Here is a 17,423-nt window from a genome sequence, read left to right on the forward strand (position 1 = left end):
CTTTTCATGGTTTGATAATGATAGAAGGCTTTGCAGGAATTATCAACTCTTACATGAATCCTCCGAAAATATGACCAAATTATCTGCTATAAAATTATTAATCAATAAAATTTAAACAGGCTCTTATAATTATTCCAAATACTATATTTTTCTTTCTGATTATTTTGATAATATTTAATATTTTTGTGTTATTCAAATCTAAATCAGATGGGGCTCATTCTTAAACCTATTGATGTTGTAGAAGACATTTCACAGAAAGATTTTCACGAAAAATATCTTAAGCCACGCAAACCCGTGGTCATTAAGAATATGGCTAAAAAATGGCCTGCTTATAAAAAGTGGACCTTAGAATATATGAAGGAGGTCGTAGGGGACGTTAGCGTTCCTCTTTACGATAGCTCCAAAGCCGACCCTTCGGCACCCATTAATGCATCGGCAGCAGAGATGAAATTCGGAGATTATATTGATCTGATCCAAAAAGAACCTACCGATCTTCGGATTTTTCTTTTTGATCCGATAAAATTTGCACCCGACCTACTAAAAGATTATATATCTCCAAAAGATCTCATGGGCGGATTCTTAGATAAATATCCTAATATGTTCTTTGGAGGTAAAGGCTCTGTAACTTTCCTCCACTTTGACATTGATATGGCCCATATCTTCCATACTCACTTCAACGGAAGAAAACATATTCTTCTCTTTGATTATAAATGGAAAGAGCGACTTTATCAAATCCCTTATGCTACCTATGCACTCGAAGATTATGATATTGAACATCCCGATTTTAATAAGTTTCCTGCTTTAAATGGTGTAGAAGGCATAGAGTGTTTCTTGGAGCATGGAGATACCCTGTTTATGCCGACAGGATGGTGGCATTGGATGAAATATCTGGATGGTTCTTTCTCCATCTCTCTGCGCGCTTGGGATAAAAGTTGGGCAGTAAAAGCGCATTCTCTGTGGAATTTAACTGTTCAGCGCAAATTTGATGATTTTATGAAAAGCCGTTATAAAGACCGATATATGAATTGGAAAGAAAAAAAGGCTATTGAAAAGGCTAATATCGCTTTACAACAAGGCCTTCCTAAATAAATAAACCCCGGATAATCCCGGGGTTTATTTATTTTATGCTTATCTCAATCATTCAACTTTAACACGGCCATAAATGCTGATTGAGGTACCTCCACCCGGCCGATTTGCTTCATTTTCTTTTTTCCTTCTTTTTGTTTCTCCAAGAGTTTACGCTTTCTGGAGATATCTCCCCCGTAACATTTGGCGGTAACATCTTTACGTAAGGCTTTAATAGTCTCTCTAGCAATAACTTTAGTTCCCAATGCTGCCTGAACTGCTATATCGAACTGTTGTCTTGGAATTAACTCACGTAATTTTTCACACATTTTTTTACCGATATAATAGGCATTGCTATCATGAATCAATGAAGATAGAGCATCTACCATATCACCATTAATAAGAATATCCATTTTCACCAACTTGGAAGGGCGGAAACCTATAGGGTGATAGTCAAAGGAGGCATAGCCTTTAGAAATCGATTTAAGCCGATCGTAAAAATCGAAAACGACTTCTGCCAAAGGCATATTAAAAATGAGCTCAACACGTTCAGAGGTTAAATAGCTCTGGTTAACGATTTCGCCTCTTTTTTCAATACAAAGGGTCATCACCGATCCTACATAGTCGGATTTGGTGATTATAGAGGCTTTAATATAAGGTTCTTCCACTCTATCCATGATAGAAGGATCCATCATTTCTGAAGGGTTATTGATGAGTATAGTGGTTTCTGGATCTTTCTTGGAATAACCATGATAAGATACATTGGGCACCGTCGTGATAACATTCATATTAAACTCTCGATCCAGTCGCTCCTGGACGATTTCCATATGGAGCATACCTAGGAAACCACATCGGAAACCAAATCCTAATGCTGCCGAGCTCTCCGCTTCAAAAACCAAAGAAGCATCATTAAGCCTTAGCTTCTCAAGCGAAGTTCTAAGCTCTTCGAAATCTTCGGAATCTATAGGATAAATACCTGCAAAAACCATAGGTTTTACTTCTTCAAATCCTTCTATGGGCTGAGTGGCTGGTTTTTCTGCTGAGGTAAGTGTATCCCCAACTTTTACTTCGCGGGCATCCTTAATACCGGACACGATATATCCCACATCCCCACATTCAATAGATTTTTTAGGGACTTGCTTTAATTTTAAAGTTCCGACTTCATCCGCATCATAGGTTTTGGCTGTCGCCATAAATTTTACCTTTTGTCCTTTTTTAATGCTTCCGTTGACCACTTTAAAATAAGCTTCAATTCCCCTAAAAGGATTATAGACAGAATCAAAAATCAAAGCTTGAAGAGGCGCTTCAGGATCTCCTACAGGGGCTGGTATACGCTCTACAATCTGTTTTAAAAGTTCATGAACGCCTTCTCCTGTTTTACCTGATACCCGCAATACCTCATCATACTCACACCCGATAAGGTTCATAATCTCATCTGTTACCTCCTCGGGATTGGCAGAGGGGAGGTCTATCTTATTAAGTACAGGTATTATTGTTAAATCATTTTCCAATGCAAGATAAAGATTGGAAATCGTTTGAGCCTGAATGCTCTGAGCTGCGTCTACGATCAGAAGAGCCCCTTCACACGCAGCGATAGAACGAGATACCTCATAAGAAAAGTCTACATGCCCGGGAGTGTCTATAAGATTAAGAACATATTGTTCTCCCTGATATTCATAATCCATCTGGATGGCATGACTTTTAATGGTAATGCCTCGTTCTTTCTCCAAATCCATATCGTCGAGTGTTTGGGACTGTAGCTCCCTTTGAGATACGGTATTGGTATATTCTAAAAGCCTATCGGCCAGGGTACTCTTACCATGGTCAATATGAGCGATAATACAAAAGTTTCTTATATTCTTCATCCAATCTATATAGTGTGTGCAAAGATATTGATTTTGAGCAAAAAAAATAAATTAAAAACCTCTGCTTAGGCAGAGGCTGACACTAAAACTAATATTAATGAAAAATGCTATTTTACAAGCCTTTATCTTATTCTTTTTTATAAAGTTATTTTTTTCCTTGATGGCTGCATGTATGAACATCCCTACTTCTATTTTAGGGCTCTTATTTCTTACGCATAATCTTTTTTCCCATACGTTTTTCCATTTCAAACATCTTTTCGAGTTGTTTTGGAGTGAGTACCTTTAAAAAGCGGTCTGCGTATGTTCTCTTATTGTTTAATAGTTTCTGGGATACATCAAACCCTCTATAAATTCTCTCTCGGGTCTCCTCCTGCGAAAGGTCTTTTCTTCCAAACTTTTCCTTATATTCTCTTATTACAAACATTTGACTCTCTTCATAGTCACTATAAATCTGACTAAATGGTGCTTTTTGTTCTTCACTAAGACCAAGGCTTTCCTTCAGGATTGCCATTCGCGCACTAAAATAATTATTCATTCTATCCTCTTTCTTGGGATATTTATTTTCTGAATGAAAATTATTCTGAATCTGTGCTCTGCTTGTGGATAAGCCTGCTATAAATACAAAAAAACTTATGATTTGTGCAATTATTTTCATTATTCTTAATATAAGTCTAGGTAAGTATCTATTTCATATTTTTTACTCTGCTCTTCTAATTCCTGAGCATTTAATTTATTCAGGGCACTCTCAAATTCCCTATCCGCAATCTCCAAAGGCTTAGCTTTATTATATCGGCTTTTATAAGTGTTATTCACGTTTCTCCTAGATTTAGATACTGAATTCTGAGCAAAGTTAAATCTATGATTAGAAATTTCCAGATTTCGGTTAATCTTAGTTTCTGTAGTTTTTGGCAGTACCTCATTAATTTTAGGCTTGAGGTCGCTGAGTGCAATTTGCTGATCGATAATATTTTTAGCAGAAGGCGATGCAGTATCATGGGTATTATAGAATAAAAAAGTCGCTATTATAATCGCTAAGCAAGCCGCTACCCCTCTGTAGAATCTTCTGCGTGGAGGCTTTTCCTTTAGGCTTTGCAGCTTGGCTATTCTATCCAGGACCTGATGTTGCATATCTCCGAAAAAATCTTTTGGAAGTTCATAGGGATTGCCTCGCTCCCATTCTTCCCTGTCTTTTATATCTTTTCTTTTCATTTAATTCATTTTGTTTCATTCAATATTCTGCAGCAAATATGCTCTTACCTTTTCTTTAGCGTAATGATAATTTGTCTTTAAGCTGCCTACAGATAATCCGAGTACTTTAGATATTTCCTCATAAGGAAGATCATCGTAATATTTTAATGTAAAAACTAATCTTTGCTTTTCAGGTAGACTCTGTATCGCTTTCTGCAATAAAATATCCAATTCTTCAGCATTGTTTTTTACATTTTCGATTACCGCATTCTGCAGATAGTATTCCGCTGCATGGTCGGTGAGTTGCATTTTTTTTATCTTGTTTATGTGCTGCAAGGCTTCGTTAGTAGCAATACGGTATAACCACGTATATAACTGGCTTTCTCCTTTGAATTTATCAAAGTTACAATATGCCTTTACAAAGGTGTCCTGCAATACATCTTGGGCATCATCATGCCGAACCACCAGCCTCCTTATATGCCAATAAAGACGGGATTGGTAGGCATCCATGATCATCCGAAGTCCCTCTTGATAATACTTCGGAGACTTCATCTTCTGAATCATGAGCCCTTCATCGATTTTCATTCTTTTATTGGATATGAATTTTTATGAAAAGTTAAATCATTTTTTTTATTCTTAAGCCCTGAACTCTACAGCACTCTATATGAAAAATAGCCCTCTAAAATTAAATAGTGCTCTAACTATAGCGTGGAGCAGAAGGTTGTATGGGAGCCTAAATAACCGCTATGATGGAAATGACGAAAGTCTATAGTATGAAAGTTAATTCGACTATAGGTTTTTATTTATCTCTGTATACTCTCATATTAGCCTACACATTTGCTTTAATACTTATACTTATATTTGCATTATGACTACAGTGATAATAGGCTCTGGAAATGTAGCCTCTCATATGGCTAAAGCCTTTACAGAAGCCGGTATAAAACTTATTCAGCTCTATGGCAGAAATGAAGCTGAACTAAAAAGAATCTCTAAAGAAGTAGGAGTAGAATACACTACGGAGCACCTTAAGGAAGCCAATTTTTATCTTATTTGCACTAGTGATAAAGCGATTACTGAAGTATCGAAGCAAATCCCCTATGAGCAGTCCCTAGTAGCCCACACTTCGGGTTCTCTATGCCGGGATGTACTGGAAGGTCCCTATCGTAAAGCTTGTTTCTATCCTTTGCAAACCTTTTCAAAGGACAGAAAATTAGACTATTCTAAGATTCCCTTTTTTATAGATGGGGGTTGGGAAAGCGACAATATAATTTTAACAGAGTTAGCAAAAAAAATAAGTCCTCATGTTCTGCGCATCAACTTTGAACAGAGAAAACAAATGCACCTATCCGCGGTATTCGCTTGTAATTTTATAAACCATCTGTATGCTCAAGCGGAGATTATCTGCAAACGTAATGATATTCCTTTTCATATTCTTTTACCTTTAATTGAGGAAACTGCCGATAAAATAAAGACTATTTCCCCTCGTCAAGCACAAACAGGCCCAGCAGTACGCCATGATCAGAATATTATCCAATTTCATAAAGATTTAATCAAAGATCCTAATCAACTCAATATTTATACAACCCTTACTGAATCTATAATTAAAATGTATGAGCTATAAAGAAAATCTAAAAAACATAAAAGCTTTGGTATTCGATGTAGATGGCGTGTTTACCGATGGCAGTATTATCCTACAACCCGATGGCAGCATGAGCCGAATGATGAATGTCTTAGACGGATATGCTATTGTAAAAGCCCTTAAAGAAGGTTTTATTGTAGGAATTATTACCGGTGGCAATGATCCGATGGTGAAAAATAGAATGCAATACTTGGGAATTACGGATATCTATATGAAATCCCTTAATAAATTAGACGATTTTGAGGATTTCATTTCAAAATACCAATTGGAGTATCAGGATACCTTATTCATGGGAGACGATATTCCTGATCGATATATTATGGAAAAAGTGGGCATCGCCACTTGCCCTATCAATGCCGTACCAGAGATAAAAGAGATCTCACATTATATTTCTAATATTCATGGGGGAAAAGGCTGCGTCAGAGATGTGGTAGAGCAGGTGTTGAAAATTCAGGGAAAATGGAATGACGATAATACCCAAAGTATTTAATAAAGCTATGAGAATATTATTAGCCTCTCAATCTCCGAGAAGAAAAGAACTACTGGCAGCATTAGGCTACAATTTTGAAACCGTAAATATAGATTGTAAAGAAATATATCCGACTACACTAGCTGTGGAAAAAATACCCGCTTATCTAGCCGAATTGAAAGCACGAACTTATACCGCTCTCCAAGAAAATGAAGTTCTGATTACGGCGGACACTATTGTGGTTGATCAAAATGAAGTCTTAGGAAAACCAGGAGACAAAGCAGAGGCGGTGAAAATGCTCCAGAAACTTTCCGGAAAGTCCCATCAGGTCATCACAGCTGTAAGCATTTCTCTAAATGGAGAATGCTTTACCCAAACCGATATTGCTGAAGTGGAAATGGAAAACATTTCAGAAGAAGAAATCGATTATTATATTCAACATTTTAAGCCTCTAGATAAGGCGGGTGCTTATGGCATACAAGAATGGTTAGGCATGGCCAAAATAAAACGCATTAAAGGAAACTTTTATACCATCGTAGGCCTTCCCACGCATTTAGTCTATGAAGGATTGAAAAAATTAGGTCTATAATCGTCTGATTCCATAACCGGTAATCGTCTATTTATTTTTTCTTCACCCCATGAAAGTTTTTTAAATAAAAAGGCTCAAAATAGGCAACATCTTCAAAATTTTGATCCCGAAAAGCTAGCACTCCTTTTCGAATGAGGTGTTGAGCGGAAGGGTATGCTTCTGCGTGAAACTCTCCCTGTGGAAGGTATAGAGATTCCTGAGCCTTTTTTGCACCATCCCCTACGAATAAAATGGTGGAATTCTGATATTCCAAAAAACTATTTTCATTCAGGATAATAGCTGCTGTAGGAGCGATTTCATTCCCCTGTCCATCAAATACTTTTGCATAAACCTCCATCCTTCGGGCATCTACCATCGGAATAATATAATCATATTGGGTCTTAAAATAAGGCTCTGCAAGAGCGTCTAGGGAGTTAACGGCTAATAAGGGTATGTTGAGTCCGAAACAAAAACCTTTTGCGGAGGCGGCCCCTATGCGTAAACCGGTATAAGAACCGGGTCCTTTCCCGAGGCATACAGCTTCAATATCTGTTAAATTTAATTGGGCGCCTTCTAAAGCCCATTCTACAAAAGTATGTAGGCTTTCTGATTGTTTATAATTTTCTGATATTTCTTCGCAAAGACAGAGCAATTTCTCGCCATCAGATATAGCCACAGAGCAATTTTTGGAAGAAGTTTCAAGATACAGGATTTTCATTTTTTATAATAATGCTACAAGATATGTTTTAACCAGCTGCGTACAGATTGAGGTCTGTATGCAACTGCAAAGTTACGAATTATGATTTTCTATAAATCTGGGTAGGGGAGGATTGTGCGGAAGGATAAATAGTCATCTCCGCGATAGTTACGTGAGCCGGTGTATTCACCACATAGGAGAGGGCATCGGCAATATCCTCTGCTGTTAGTGCTTTATAACCGGTATAAACCTTAGCTGCCCTTTTTTTATCGCCTTTAAAGCGAACTTCTGAAAATTCAGTTTCTACAGCTCCAGGCGCTAAGTCGGATACCTTTATACCAAACTCGGTGAGCTCTAAACGCATACCTTCACTTATGGTTTTTACTGCTTTTTTAGTTGCACAGTACACAACCCCATTAGGATAAGTTTGTAAGGCCGCCACAGAACTGATGTTAATAACGTGTCCTGATTTTCTTTCTTTCATGCCTGGAATAACACATCGGGAGACATATAATAATCCCTTTACATTGCTATTTATCATTCTATCCCAATCGGCTCTCTCACCTTCTACAAGAGACTCTAGACCATATGCATTTCCAGCGTTATTAATCAAAATATCAATCGCCTTCCATTCTCGTGGGAGGCTATCGATTGCTGCTGATACTTGATCATAATCCATCATATCAAAATTGAGAGGATAAACTTCCGTTTGCTGGGAGAGTTCTTGGACTAGACTCTTTAAAATTTCTGTTCTTCGTCCACAAATTATAAGTCTACAATTTTCATTTGCTAGCCTTCTTGCTGTAGCCTTTCCGATACCGGATGTGGCTCCGGTGACCAATACTATTTTCATGCTAAAGTGATATTAATCGATACTTTCAAAGGCATTTTCAATGTGTTTTAGATGGAGAATACCATCCTGAGCGAGGATACTGATTATATCAAACTGAACTTCTACCTCTTCTTTAAATTGCTTCACAAATTCATCCGCAGCCCTAATTAATAATTTTATTTTCTTTCGGTCTACCGCTGCTTCAGGAAGCATAATCCCTTTTGCATTTCTGGCTTTTACCTCTACTATATGAATTCTATTAGCTTTTCGTGCAATAATATCTATTTCAGCCTTCTGAAAATGCCAATTTTTAGCTAAAATCCGATAGTTTTGTTGCTCTAAAAAAGCAAGAGCATGGTCTTCTGCATGTTTTCCAAAATCATGGTGTTGTGCCATTTATTTAAAAATAATTTGGGCGGTATCCTTCACTATTATTTCTACTTGTCTTCCTATAATCAGGGGCTGATTGTCGAAAATATGTCCATTAGGCATTCCATAGATGACCGGAAAATCATAAGCGCTGAGCTTTTGGTCTATGATTTCGTAAGCGAGTGGATCAAAGGCTTGAGTATAATTTTTATTGGTTTCTTGATTTCCCATTCTGGTCATCCCGCCTACGATTAAACCTTTTATTTTTCTAAATACCCCGTTCAATTCGAGATTCATTAACATGCGATCCAAGGCATAGAACTGCTCTGATATATCTTCGATAAACAAAATTTTATTCTTAAAATCATAAGAATATGGAGATCCCATAATACTGTATATCATGGCTAAATTACCCCCTATAAGCGGAGCTTTGGCTTTTCCTTTTTTATTGAAGCCATTATTTTCTAAAGTGTATTGAGGAATTTCACCTTCTAGTATGTCGAAAAGCAGGTTATATGTTTCTTCGGATACCCCGAAAGAGGCCGTCTTAATGCTTTGTCCATGAATAGAGGCAAATCCCTGTTTTAATAAAAAGCTTTGCAATACTGTAGCATCGGAATAACCGATAAGGTATTTTACTTTTTTTCGGAATTTTTCTAGATTAATATAAGGTAATAATTGTGCACAGCCATATCCCCCTCGTGTAGTCCATATCGCATCAAAATCTCCATCCAGAGCCCACTGTAAATCACTGAGCCTTTCTTGTACTGTTCCCCCATAATCATAGCCCTGGGTGTATTGACTATATACATGGGGCCCTAGAATAGGATTATAGCCTTTAGAGGATATTATCTCAAGACTTTTGTCTAATTGTCCTTTTTCTACCCTACCTGCAGGCGTGATCACCGCAATAGAGGATTTTTTTTTAATTAGCTGGGGAATAATAACTTCTTTCATATGCTTATTAGCCTTTACTTTCTTCAGCTTTATGAAAGCCGCTTTCTTCTAATTTTTTATCAAACTGATTAAACTTTTTGAAACTCTGCAAAAATATAACTACACTAAAAGCCACTAAGATAAATCCTACAATTCTCCTAATTTTATTCGCTAGCCTATCGTTGAGCTGGCTGTGAAATTGCTTTGCCAAAAATATTTTCAATACGTCAATACATAAATAGGTAAAAATAACCAAACCTATATATAGGAGAAAATCATCTGTACGAGGATAATTTTTTCGCACAGAAATCACGGTAAGTAGCCAAAAAAGAACAACCCCTATGTTGAGAATATTAAATAAAAAGCCATTCACAAAAGTTTTAAGGTAATTCTGTCCAATAAGATTTTCTTCTCCTTCTACATGCATTTTGGTCTTAGTCAATATCATAAAAATGGCATAAATCAACACAATAAAAGCCGTAATCCTATAGAAACTGGGGTGCCTATCGATAATATTAACCAAGTCGTGACTGCTATAAAAAGCTGCGACAATACATGCTATATCTGCCACAATCACACCTAGATCTAGGGCTAAGGCATGTTTTGGGCCCCTGGTAAAGCTGGTTTCTATCAACAAAAAAAAGATAGGCCCTATAAATACCAAGCTAAGCATAATTCCCAGTCCTATCGCAGATAAAATGAGCTCTAACATAGTTTTTTATTGAATTAATTTAAAATCCAACTGCTTTGCAATTACATTTGCTTTCACTACTTTTATTTGTACTTCATCCCCCAGCTGATAGGTATTCCCACTCGTGGAACCTACAATAGCATAGTTCTTAGGATCAAATACATAAGAATCATCTGTTATATCGCGCAATCGAATTAAACCTTCAGCTCCATTTTCAGGTATTTCTACATAAATTCCCCAATCGGTAACGCCAGAGATGAGTCCTTTAAAAGTTTCTCCTACATATTTTTCCATAAACTTAACCTGCATGAATTTAATGGAATCCCTTTCGGCATCGGCCGCCAAACGTTCCATTTGGCTACAATGTTTACACATTTCCTCATATTCCTCAACATGAGGAGATTTTCCTCCTTCCAGGTAATGTTGTAAAAGTCTATGGGCCAATACATCTGGATAACGCCGAATAGGAGAGGTAAAGTGTGAATAATACTCAAAGGCTAATCCATAATGACCAATGTTCTCCGTAGAATAAACCGCTTTGCTCATACTTCGCATCGCCAATGTTTCTATCATATTCTCTTCTCCTTTTCCTTTGACGTCGTTTAAAAGTTTATTAATAGATTCTGAAATTTTATTCCGGTTGGAAATATTCATTTTATACCCAAAAGTGTTAACAAAATCTCTTAAGGAAGATAACTTTGTAGGGTCTGGATCGTCGTGTATACGATAAACAAAAGTATTGTGAGAAGGTTCTCCTTTTCGATTCGTCGAAACGAATTCAGAGACTTTTTTATTCGCCAATAGCATAAACTCCTCAATGAGGTGATTGGCATCTTTGCTAATTTTAAAATAAACACCTATAGGTTGGCTGTCTTCATCGAGATTAAATCTTACTTCCGCCCGATCAAAAGCTATAGCTCCTTTTTTCATACGCTCTTGTCGAAGAATTTTAGCCAAGCCGTCCAGTACATTAATTTCTTCTGCTAAGTTTCCCTGTTTGGTTTCTATTCTCTCTTGGGCTTCTTCATAAGTAAACCGCTGATCTGAATTAATTACCGTCCTTCCAAACCATTGCTTCCGAATTTGTGCCTGATCATTTAATTCAAAAACTGCAGAAAATGTAAATTTATCTTCATGGGGACGCAAGGAGCATAATTCATTACTCAAGACTTCTGGTAACATGGGTACCACCCGATCGACCAGATATACCGAAGTTGCTCTTTCATAGGCTTCTTTGTCTAAAATACTGCCAGGCTCTATATAATAAGATACATCCGCAATATGAACTCCTATTTCCCAGTTACCATTTTCAAGTTTTCGCATGGAGAGAGCATCGTCAAAATCTTTAGCATCTTTTGGATCTATGGTGAAAGTCAGAATATCTCTCATATCCCAACGTTTAGCAATTTCTGCTGGAGCTAAATTTCTATCTATACTCTGGGCTGCAGCTTCTACTTCAGGGGGGAAATGATAGGGTAGACCATATTCTGCTAAAATAGAGTGGATTTCTGTCTCGTGTTCACCTGGTTGTCCTAGAATCTCAACAATTTCTCCTTCTGGATTTTTACTATTATCATCCCAGCCTAACATTTTAACAATTACTTTATTCCCATCTTTTGCCCCATTAAACCTAGATTTAGGAATAAAGATATCGGTGTTCATAGCTCTTTTATCAAAAATTACAAAGCCTATATCCTTAGAAGCAATATACTGAAATGTTCCTACAAACTGCGTACGACATCTCTCCAATACGTCTACTACAGCGCCTTCGAGCTTTTTACCTTTAAAATGAAAAGGAACAATCATAACCTTGTCCCCTTGCAATGCATTTTTTACATTTTTCTGATGAATAAAAATATCAGCCTCTTCACCTTCTACTTTTACATAAGCATTTCCAGATTGGTTAAAATCAATAATCCCCGTTAAAGTATCATTGATTTCAATATTGAGTATATATTTACCTTTTTCTAATTCTTTTATTTTATTTTCTCCCAATAAGATATGTAAAGCTTGAATGACCTGTTCGCGCTGTCGTGGGTTTTTAAACTCTATGCCTTCTGCAATCTGTTTATAGTTATAAACTTTAGAAGTTTTCTTAGACATAAACCTTACAATCAATCTTCCGATATGATGAAGTTTATCCTTATTTTTTTTGCTTATATTTTTCTTCTTTCCAGGCATAGTATGTTATAATTTAATATTTAAACTATTATTATAGTTTATTAACTAGTTTTATTTTATTTACTCTTTTTTGATGCCTTCCTCCTTCAAATTCTGTGGAAATAAAAATATCCACTATTTGTAGGGCCAATTCTTTTGATACGAAACGAGCCGGAATAGCCACCATGTTAGCATTGTTATGTTTCTTAGCTAAGGCAGCCAACTCTACTTGCCAACACAGAGCACATCTTATATCTTGATGTTTATTAGCAACCATCTGTACTCCATTGCCACTTCCACATATTAAAATCCCAAAATCGCACACTCCACTTTCTACAGACATAGCTGCTGGATGCACAAAATCAGGATAATCTACACTTTCACTGGAATAAGTTCCAAAATCCTTCACCTCAAATAAATCTGCGAGGTGCTTTTTGATGATTTCCTTATACTCAAAACCCGCATGATCTCCAGCAATTGCAACTTTTTTCATCTTCTTCTCTTTATTAGTATAGTTACAAATTTAAGTATTTATTTTTTGTGAGAGTTAAATGTGAGGAATCTTGTGAATAAGTGCTCATAACTTCTCTAAAACTTTACTTTTTATTCTGCTAAAATTTAACTAATGAGAATTTTTAATGAAATAAAAAAATTTATTTCCTCCTTTCTTTTGAGGAGTAAATAAAGAAGTTATCACCAGAGAAAAAAGTATGCTTTATTCTTAATTATAATTATCCACAGACTGTGGATAAGCTAGTAATAATCTCATTTATAACTTCTTTAATTGTTAATTATATATGAGTTTCTTTAAGATTAATTATGAATAAAAATAAGCTTTTTATTTTTCCACAATTCCTTCTCTTACAACAATACACTACAATTATTTTTTTTAAAGATAAAAATGATGTATTGATAGTTGTATTTTGTTTTGGGGATTTCTCTTATTGTATTTTTTATTTTTATTGGCTCAGAAGCCCTACATTTGTCTAAATAAGTTTTGAATATGAAAAATATTGATAAATTTAATTTTTCAGGAAAGAAGGTTTTAATTCGTGTAGACTTTAATGTTCCTCAGAACGAGGAGGGTAGAGTTACGGATAATACAAGAATTGTAGCTGCAAAGCCAACTATTGATAAAGTTTTAAACGAGGGTGGAGCTGCAATTTTAATGACTCATCTTGGTAGACCAAAAGGAAAAAGAGAGCCTAAGTATTCTTTAGAAGCTGTAGTAGGAGAGGTTGCTAAGGTAATGGGGAGACCTGTTAAATTTGCTCATGATTGCATTGGACCAATAGCCCAAGTGGCTGTAGCAGAATTAAAAGCAGGAGAAATTTTACTTTTAGAAAACCTGAGATATTACCCTGAAGAGGAGGCTGGAGATCAGGAATTTGCGGAAAAATTATCACAACTAGGGGATATTTATGTGAACGATGCTTTTGGTACTGCTCACCGTAAACATGCTTCTACCGCTGTGATTGCTGATTTTTTTCCAGATAAAAAAACTTTTGGTTATCTAATGGCTCAGGAATTGGAAGCTATTGATAAAGTTTTACACAATGGTGAAAAACCTGTAACGGCTATTTTAGGGGGATCTAAAGTATCTTCTAAAATTACGATTATAGAACATATTCTCCCCGCTTTGGATAACCTTATTGTAGGAGGTGGAATGGCTTTCACCTTTATTAAAGCTAAAGGAGGAGCTATTGGAAATTCTTTAGTGGAAGAGGATAAGTTGGATCTAGCTTTACATATCTTGAAGAGTGCGGCTGAGCATAATGTTAAAGTTTATCTCCCTGTAGATGTAGTCGCTGCTAAAGAATTTAAGAATGATTCTGAGGCTAAACAATTTGATGCTTATGATATACCAGAAGGATGGATGGGATTAGATGCTGGTGAAAAAACGGCAGCTAAATTTAATGATGTTATCCTTTCTTCTAGAACTATTTTGTGGAATGGTCCGTTAGGTGTTTTTGAAATGCCAAATTTTTCAAAAGGAACGGTTAAATTAGGAGATAGTATAGCGGAGGCTACTGCTCTGGGAGCCTTTTCTCTCGTTGGAGGCGGAGATAGTGTTGCTTTTGCTAAGCAATATGCTTATGATCAAAAAGTTTCTTACGTATCCACTGGGGGAGGGGCCATGTTAGAAAGTTTGGAAGGAAAGGAACTACCAGGAGTTGAGGCCATTAAAAAGTAATCCACTAGCTTTTAACTGTAAAAAGAGATCTTTGATAAGGAGATCTCTTTTTTTATGGAATTCCTTGAACATGTTTTCGTGATATTATTCCATTATATTTTTTACCAGTTGATGACCTGCTTATATATAAATAAGAGGGAATGATAACTAAAAATAAAGATGAGGTATTTTAACAAACAAAATGGGGATATCATGTTAAACACTTGTTTATCAAGCATTAAAAAGAGGATTAATTGTGGATAACTCTAAGTTTGTCTATAATACAGCCACAGCTATATCCATGGCTGCATTTTACATGATAGCTATTTTTTCCGATTATATTCTTATTGATGTATTGTATGATTGTTATTTCTGTCATCTTTTTTGTTAAGATCCTTTTCTTAAAACCGTGGAAATATTTTACATCATTAGGTATGTGTGTAACCTGATCGCAAATTAGAGAAAACAAATTCTGAATAGTCTTTCTCTATTTTCGAGAAAGGCAAAACCGGTGATTGTATTGGTTTTGATTCTTTCTTTTAGGTATATCCAGGTTAATTTTGTAGAATTTTAAAAAATTAAATTGGCGGATAATCCGCCGAGAGAAGGCTTTTTTAAGCTAGTAGCGTGCAAGCTGACAAGGGGGAGTTTGATATCTTCTAAGTCAGGATCATGTACATTTTCTAGAATAAATTCACGGATAAACAAATTTTTAATGGATATGAAGTTTACCTCTTAATAGTACAACTTCTGTGATTGAGCTATATGTCTTATCAGGTATGCGATACGGTTTATCTTTACATATTTTTGAACGTAAAATACGAATGATATTACTCATTTTCAGGTTGATAAGGTTTTATATAGAAACACCTTCAAACTCGTCTAAGGATTCGGTAAGTTGCATACGGATGTTAGTCCGGTAAGTTATCAATCTCCTCTTGCTTCTTGTTAAATACTGCCCGTTCTATCCTACTTTTAAAACATGAAGAAGGATAGCCAATTGAGGATCTGCGGATATTTTCTTAAAACGCCCCATATATTTTTGTAATTTGCTCTAAAGTTGTTGATTATAAAGCGTTTTATGTATAAAAATAATTTAATAATGATCATTGTAATGAACAACTTTTTTAACTTTTAAATCATCCTGGAAAACGGTTTAAATCAATAACTATATAAATAGGTATTAAATGCTAGGGCTATTTATATTTTTAATTTTAAACATCTGCATATTTGATAAACATAGGGATTCAGCTAAAATGCTAAATAAGGAATAAATATATTTAGATTTTTTATCTGCTATATTTTCATAAAAATACATGTGTATATTCTAAAGTCTAGGGGATAGTATTTTAATTATTATACAGATGATTTAAACTTTCATATATCATATCTGCAGTCGGAAAGCTTTAATTTAGAGTTATACACTATAATTTAGCAACCAATGAAAATCTATAAAAAAGAATCAAGAACAAACTGTATCAGGCCTTTTATTTCTCTCAACAGGCGAGCTTTTTCCAACTGGTTCGATCCGAGTGATATTATTGTATGTATTGTTTATAAATTAAAGACCGGTTATATTAATTTAATTTTTTTATATAAAGCATATTTAGGAGGGTAAGGCCATAGAAAACACTGTGATTCCTGAGTTTCTTAACAAAATGTTCAATACTTTTATAAAAACATCATTTGCACACCGGGCATTCACAGTTTGGTGAAATGATTGGCTGAAAGCAATGGATTATCCAGACCCAAAAAGAGGGAGAAGCTTTAATCTTCCGATGATATCATGAGCATTTTAATCACAGCTGATGGATTGACTTTATGAGTGATGCCTTCGAAAAAGAGCAAAAATATAAAAGCTTTCAATGTGATTGACGATTTTAATCGAGAGGTGCTCGATATAGAGGAGAGTATTTCGCCTTGTGTTTTGGATACTGAAACATTTGGTAAACCTAAAAATTAGGAAGGATAATCGTCTGTAATTTATGATCCATTTTATCTAAACTTGGATTCTTGTAGATGATACCAGTGCAACTAGGGAATCCAACACAAGAATCTTTAATTGAAAGATTTCATAAAAACTTTTGGAGGTTTCTCTTTTCTCAAGACTTGATGAAGTAAGAAAAGTAATACAGCAATGTTTAGAAGATTACATCGTTACAGGCCGCATGATACACTGGGAGGGATATCACCGGTCATTTGTAAAAATGCAAAGAAAGCCAACTTTACCTGAGTTATTTTTCCTGACTTCTTTTATTCATCAGTTAATAACCGTAATAGAAAACTAAAATAAATTATTATCTTTAGTACTTACTGAAAATCAGTTAGGTATATAATTATTGGAATTTTCTTAAGAATAAATGTAAAGATTTTATTTCAGCCCATACGGAATAATACGCAATTCTCATGATATATCTAATTTTACTTTTTAGGCGAAGATTAAAAAAAGAAAATCTTAATATGAGAGTATAAGTATTTTTAAGAGATTTGATTGCGAAGTTGTTTAAGCTTATTTACACAAAAAGAGTTCGGAGAAAAATAGCAATTTTGTATTGCCGATCAAATAACTAATAATCTGGAACTCATCAGCAAAGATAAAATAGAACAATGGATTTCACCTCATTTAAGCAAAGGAAAAAGAGGCTTTTCGACGAGATATGATCTGGTAAAAATAATTCAGCTTATTGTAAAACGCCTGAAAACAGGCTGTCAGTGGCGTGAATTAAGTTTGAAAGAATATTTTGACAAAGAGAAAATCTGCTGGCAAAGCA

Annotated in this window: 17 protein-coding genes; 6 read left to right on the top strand and 11 right to left on the bottom strand. The window is 35.4% G+C overall.

The features are described 5' to 3' along the window. Positions 1 to 207 precede the first annotated feature (207 nt). On the top strand, positions 208 to 1,089 hold the full coding sequence (locus tag GNY06_RS05535) for a cupin-like domain-containing protein (protein WP_166519142.1): 882 nt from the start codon (positions 208 to 210) through the stop codon (positions 1,087 to 1,089). A gap of 44 nt (positions 1,090 to 1,133) precedes the next feature. Here the strand turns inward: GNY06_RS05535 and lepA are convergent, their stop codons facing one another. The 4 genes from lepA to GNY06_RS05555 form a co-directional block, all read right to left on the bottom strand. Beyond that, complete coding sequence (gene lepA / locus GNY06_RS05540; protein ID WP_166519143.1) at positions 1,134 to 2,930, bottom strand: translation elongation factor 4; 1,797 nt, start codon at positions 2,928 to 2,930, stop codon at positions 1,134 to 1,136. A 202-nt stretch (positions 2,931 to 3,132) separates the two neighbouring features. After that, positions 3,133 to 3,585: a hypothetical protein gene (locus GNY06_RS05545; protein WP_176589977.1), complete on the bottom strand. Its 453-nt coding sequence runs from the start codon at positions 3,583 to 3,585 to the stop codon at positions 3,133 to 3,135. A 5-nt stretch (positions 3,586 to 3,590) separates the two neighbouring features. Further along, positions 3,591 to 4,139 carry a hypothetical protein gene (locus GNY06_RS05550; protein ID WP_166519144.1) on the bottom strand — a complete coding sequence of 183 codons (549 nt, stop codon included), beginning with the start codon at positions 4,137 to 4,139 and terminating at the stop codon, positions 3,591 to 3,593. Positions 4,140 to 4,154: 15 nt separating this feature from the next. Next, positions 4,155 to 4,703, bottom strand: a complete 549-nt coding sequence (locus GNY06_RS05555) for an RNA polymerase sigma factor (protein WP_166519145.1) — start codon at positions 4,701 to 4,703, stop codon at positions 4,155 to 4,157. A 283-nt stretch (positions 4,704 to 4,986) separates the two neighbouring features. On the opposite strand from GNY06_RS05555, the gene GNY06_RS05560 reads away from it, so the two are divergent. The 3 genes from GNY06_RS05560 to GNY06_RS05570 are packed head-to-tail and all read left to right on the top strand — an operon-like array spanning position 4,987 to position 6,815. Next, the gene (locus GNY06_RS05560) at positions 4,987 to 5,739 is read left to right on the top strand and encodes a Rossmann-like and DUF2520 domain-containing protein (RefSeq protein WP_166519146.1); all 753 of its coding nucleotides are present in this window, start codon (positions 4,987 to 4,989) and stop codon (positions 5,737 to 5,739) included. Then, the gene (locus GNY06_RS05565) at positions 5,729 to 6,247 is read left to right on the top strand and encodes a KdsC family phosphatase (RefSeq protein WP_166519147.1); all 519 of its coding nucleotides are present in this window, start codon (positions 5,729 to 5,731) and stop codon (positions 6,245 to 6,247) included. Before GNY06_RS05560 ends, GNY06_RS05565 begins: the two co-directional genes overlap by 11 nt. Before the next feature lie 7 nt (positions 6,248 to 6,254). After that, entirely contained in the window at positions 6,255 to 6,815 is a 561-nt protein-coding gene (locus GNY06_RS05570; protein ID WP_166519148.1) for a Maf family protein, read from the top strand. Between the two features lie 31 nt (positions 6,816 to 6,846). On the opposite strand, the gene tsaB is transcribed toward GNY06_RS05570, so the two are convergent. From tsaB to rpiB, 7 genes are all read right to left on the bottom strand, one after another. Beyond that, positions 6,847 to 7,512 carry a tRNA (adenosine(37)-N6)-threonylcarbamoyltransferase complex dimerization subunit type 1 TsaB gene (tsaB, locus tag GNY06_RS05575; RefSeq protein WP_166519149.1) on the bottom strand — a complete coding sequence of 222 codons (666 nt, stop codon included), beginning with the start codon at positions 7,510 to 7,512 and terminating at the stop codon, positions 6,847 to 6,849. Positions 7,513 to 7,591: 79 nt separating this feature from the next. Beyond that, complete coding sequence (locus GNY06_RS05580) at positions 7,592 to 8,344, bottom strand: SDR family NAD(P)-dependent oxidoreductase (RefSeq protein WP_166519150.1); 753 nt, start codon at positions 8,342 to 8,344, stop codon at positions 7,592 to 7,594. Between the two features lie 12 nt (positions 8,345 to 8,356). Then, positions 8,357 to 8,719, bottom strand: coding sequence for a YraN family protein (locus GNY06_RS05585; protein WP_166519151.1), 363 nt, complete (start codon positions 8,717 to 8,719; stop codon positions 8,357 to 8,359). After that, positions 8,720 to 9,649 (bottom strand): S66 peptidase family protein, encoded by a 930-nt coding sequence (locus GNY06_RS05590; protein WP_166519152.1) that lies wholly within the window; start codon positions 9,647 to 9,649, stop codon positions 8,720 to 8,722. It abuts the gene before it with no gap. A 7-nt stretch (positions 9,650 to 9,656) separates the two neighbouring features. Further along, a complete protein-coding gene (locus tag GNY06_RS05595; protein ID WP_166519153.1) occupies positions 9,657 to 10,340 on the bottom strand; it encodes a LysE family translocator in 684 nt (227 codons plus the stop codon). A gap of 6 nt (positions 10,341 to 10,346) precedes the next feature. Beyond that, positions 10,347 to 12,500, bottom strand: a complete 2,154-nt coding sequence (gene rnr, locus GNY06_RS05600) for a ribonuclease R (protein WP_166519154.1) — start codon at positions 12,498 to 12,500, stop codon at positions 10,347 to 10,349. Positions 12,501 to 12,531: 31 nt separating this feature from the next. Then, the gene (gene rpiB, locus GNY06_RS05605; protein WP_166519155.1) at positions 12,532 to 12,972 is read right to left on the bottom strand and encodes a ribose 5-phosphate isomerase B; all 441 of its coding nucleotides are present in this window, start codon (positions 12,970 to 12,972) and stop codon (positions 12,532 to 12,534) included. Between the two features lie 510 nt (positions 12,973 to 13,482). Here rpiB and GNY06_RS05610 point away from each other — a divergent pair. Then, positions 13,483 to 14,673 (top strand): phosphoglycerate kinase, encoded by a 1,191-nt coding sequence (locus GNY06_RS05610; RefSeq protein WP_166519156.1) that lies wholly within the window; start codon positions 13,483 to 13,485, stop codon positions 14,671 to 14,673. Between the two features lie 1,807 nt (positions 14,674 to 16,480). Beyond that, positions 16,481 to 16,615, top strand: a complete 135-nt coding sequence (locus tag GNY06_RS14580; RefSeq protein WP_262885033.1) for a hypothetical protein — start codon at positions 16,481 to 16,483, stop codon at positions 16,613 to 16,615. Positions 16,616 to 17,423: the final 808 nt, after the last annotated feature.

The organism is Elizabethkingia argenteiflava (genome assembly GCF_009904105.1).
GTDB classification, from domain to species: domain Bacteria; phylum Bacteroidota; class Bacteroidia; order Flavobacteriales; family Weeksellaceae; genus Elizabethkingia; species Elizabethkingia argenteiflava.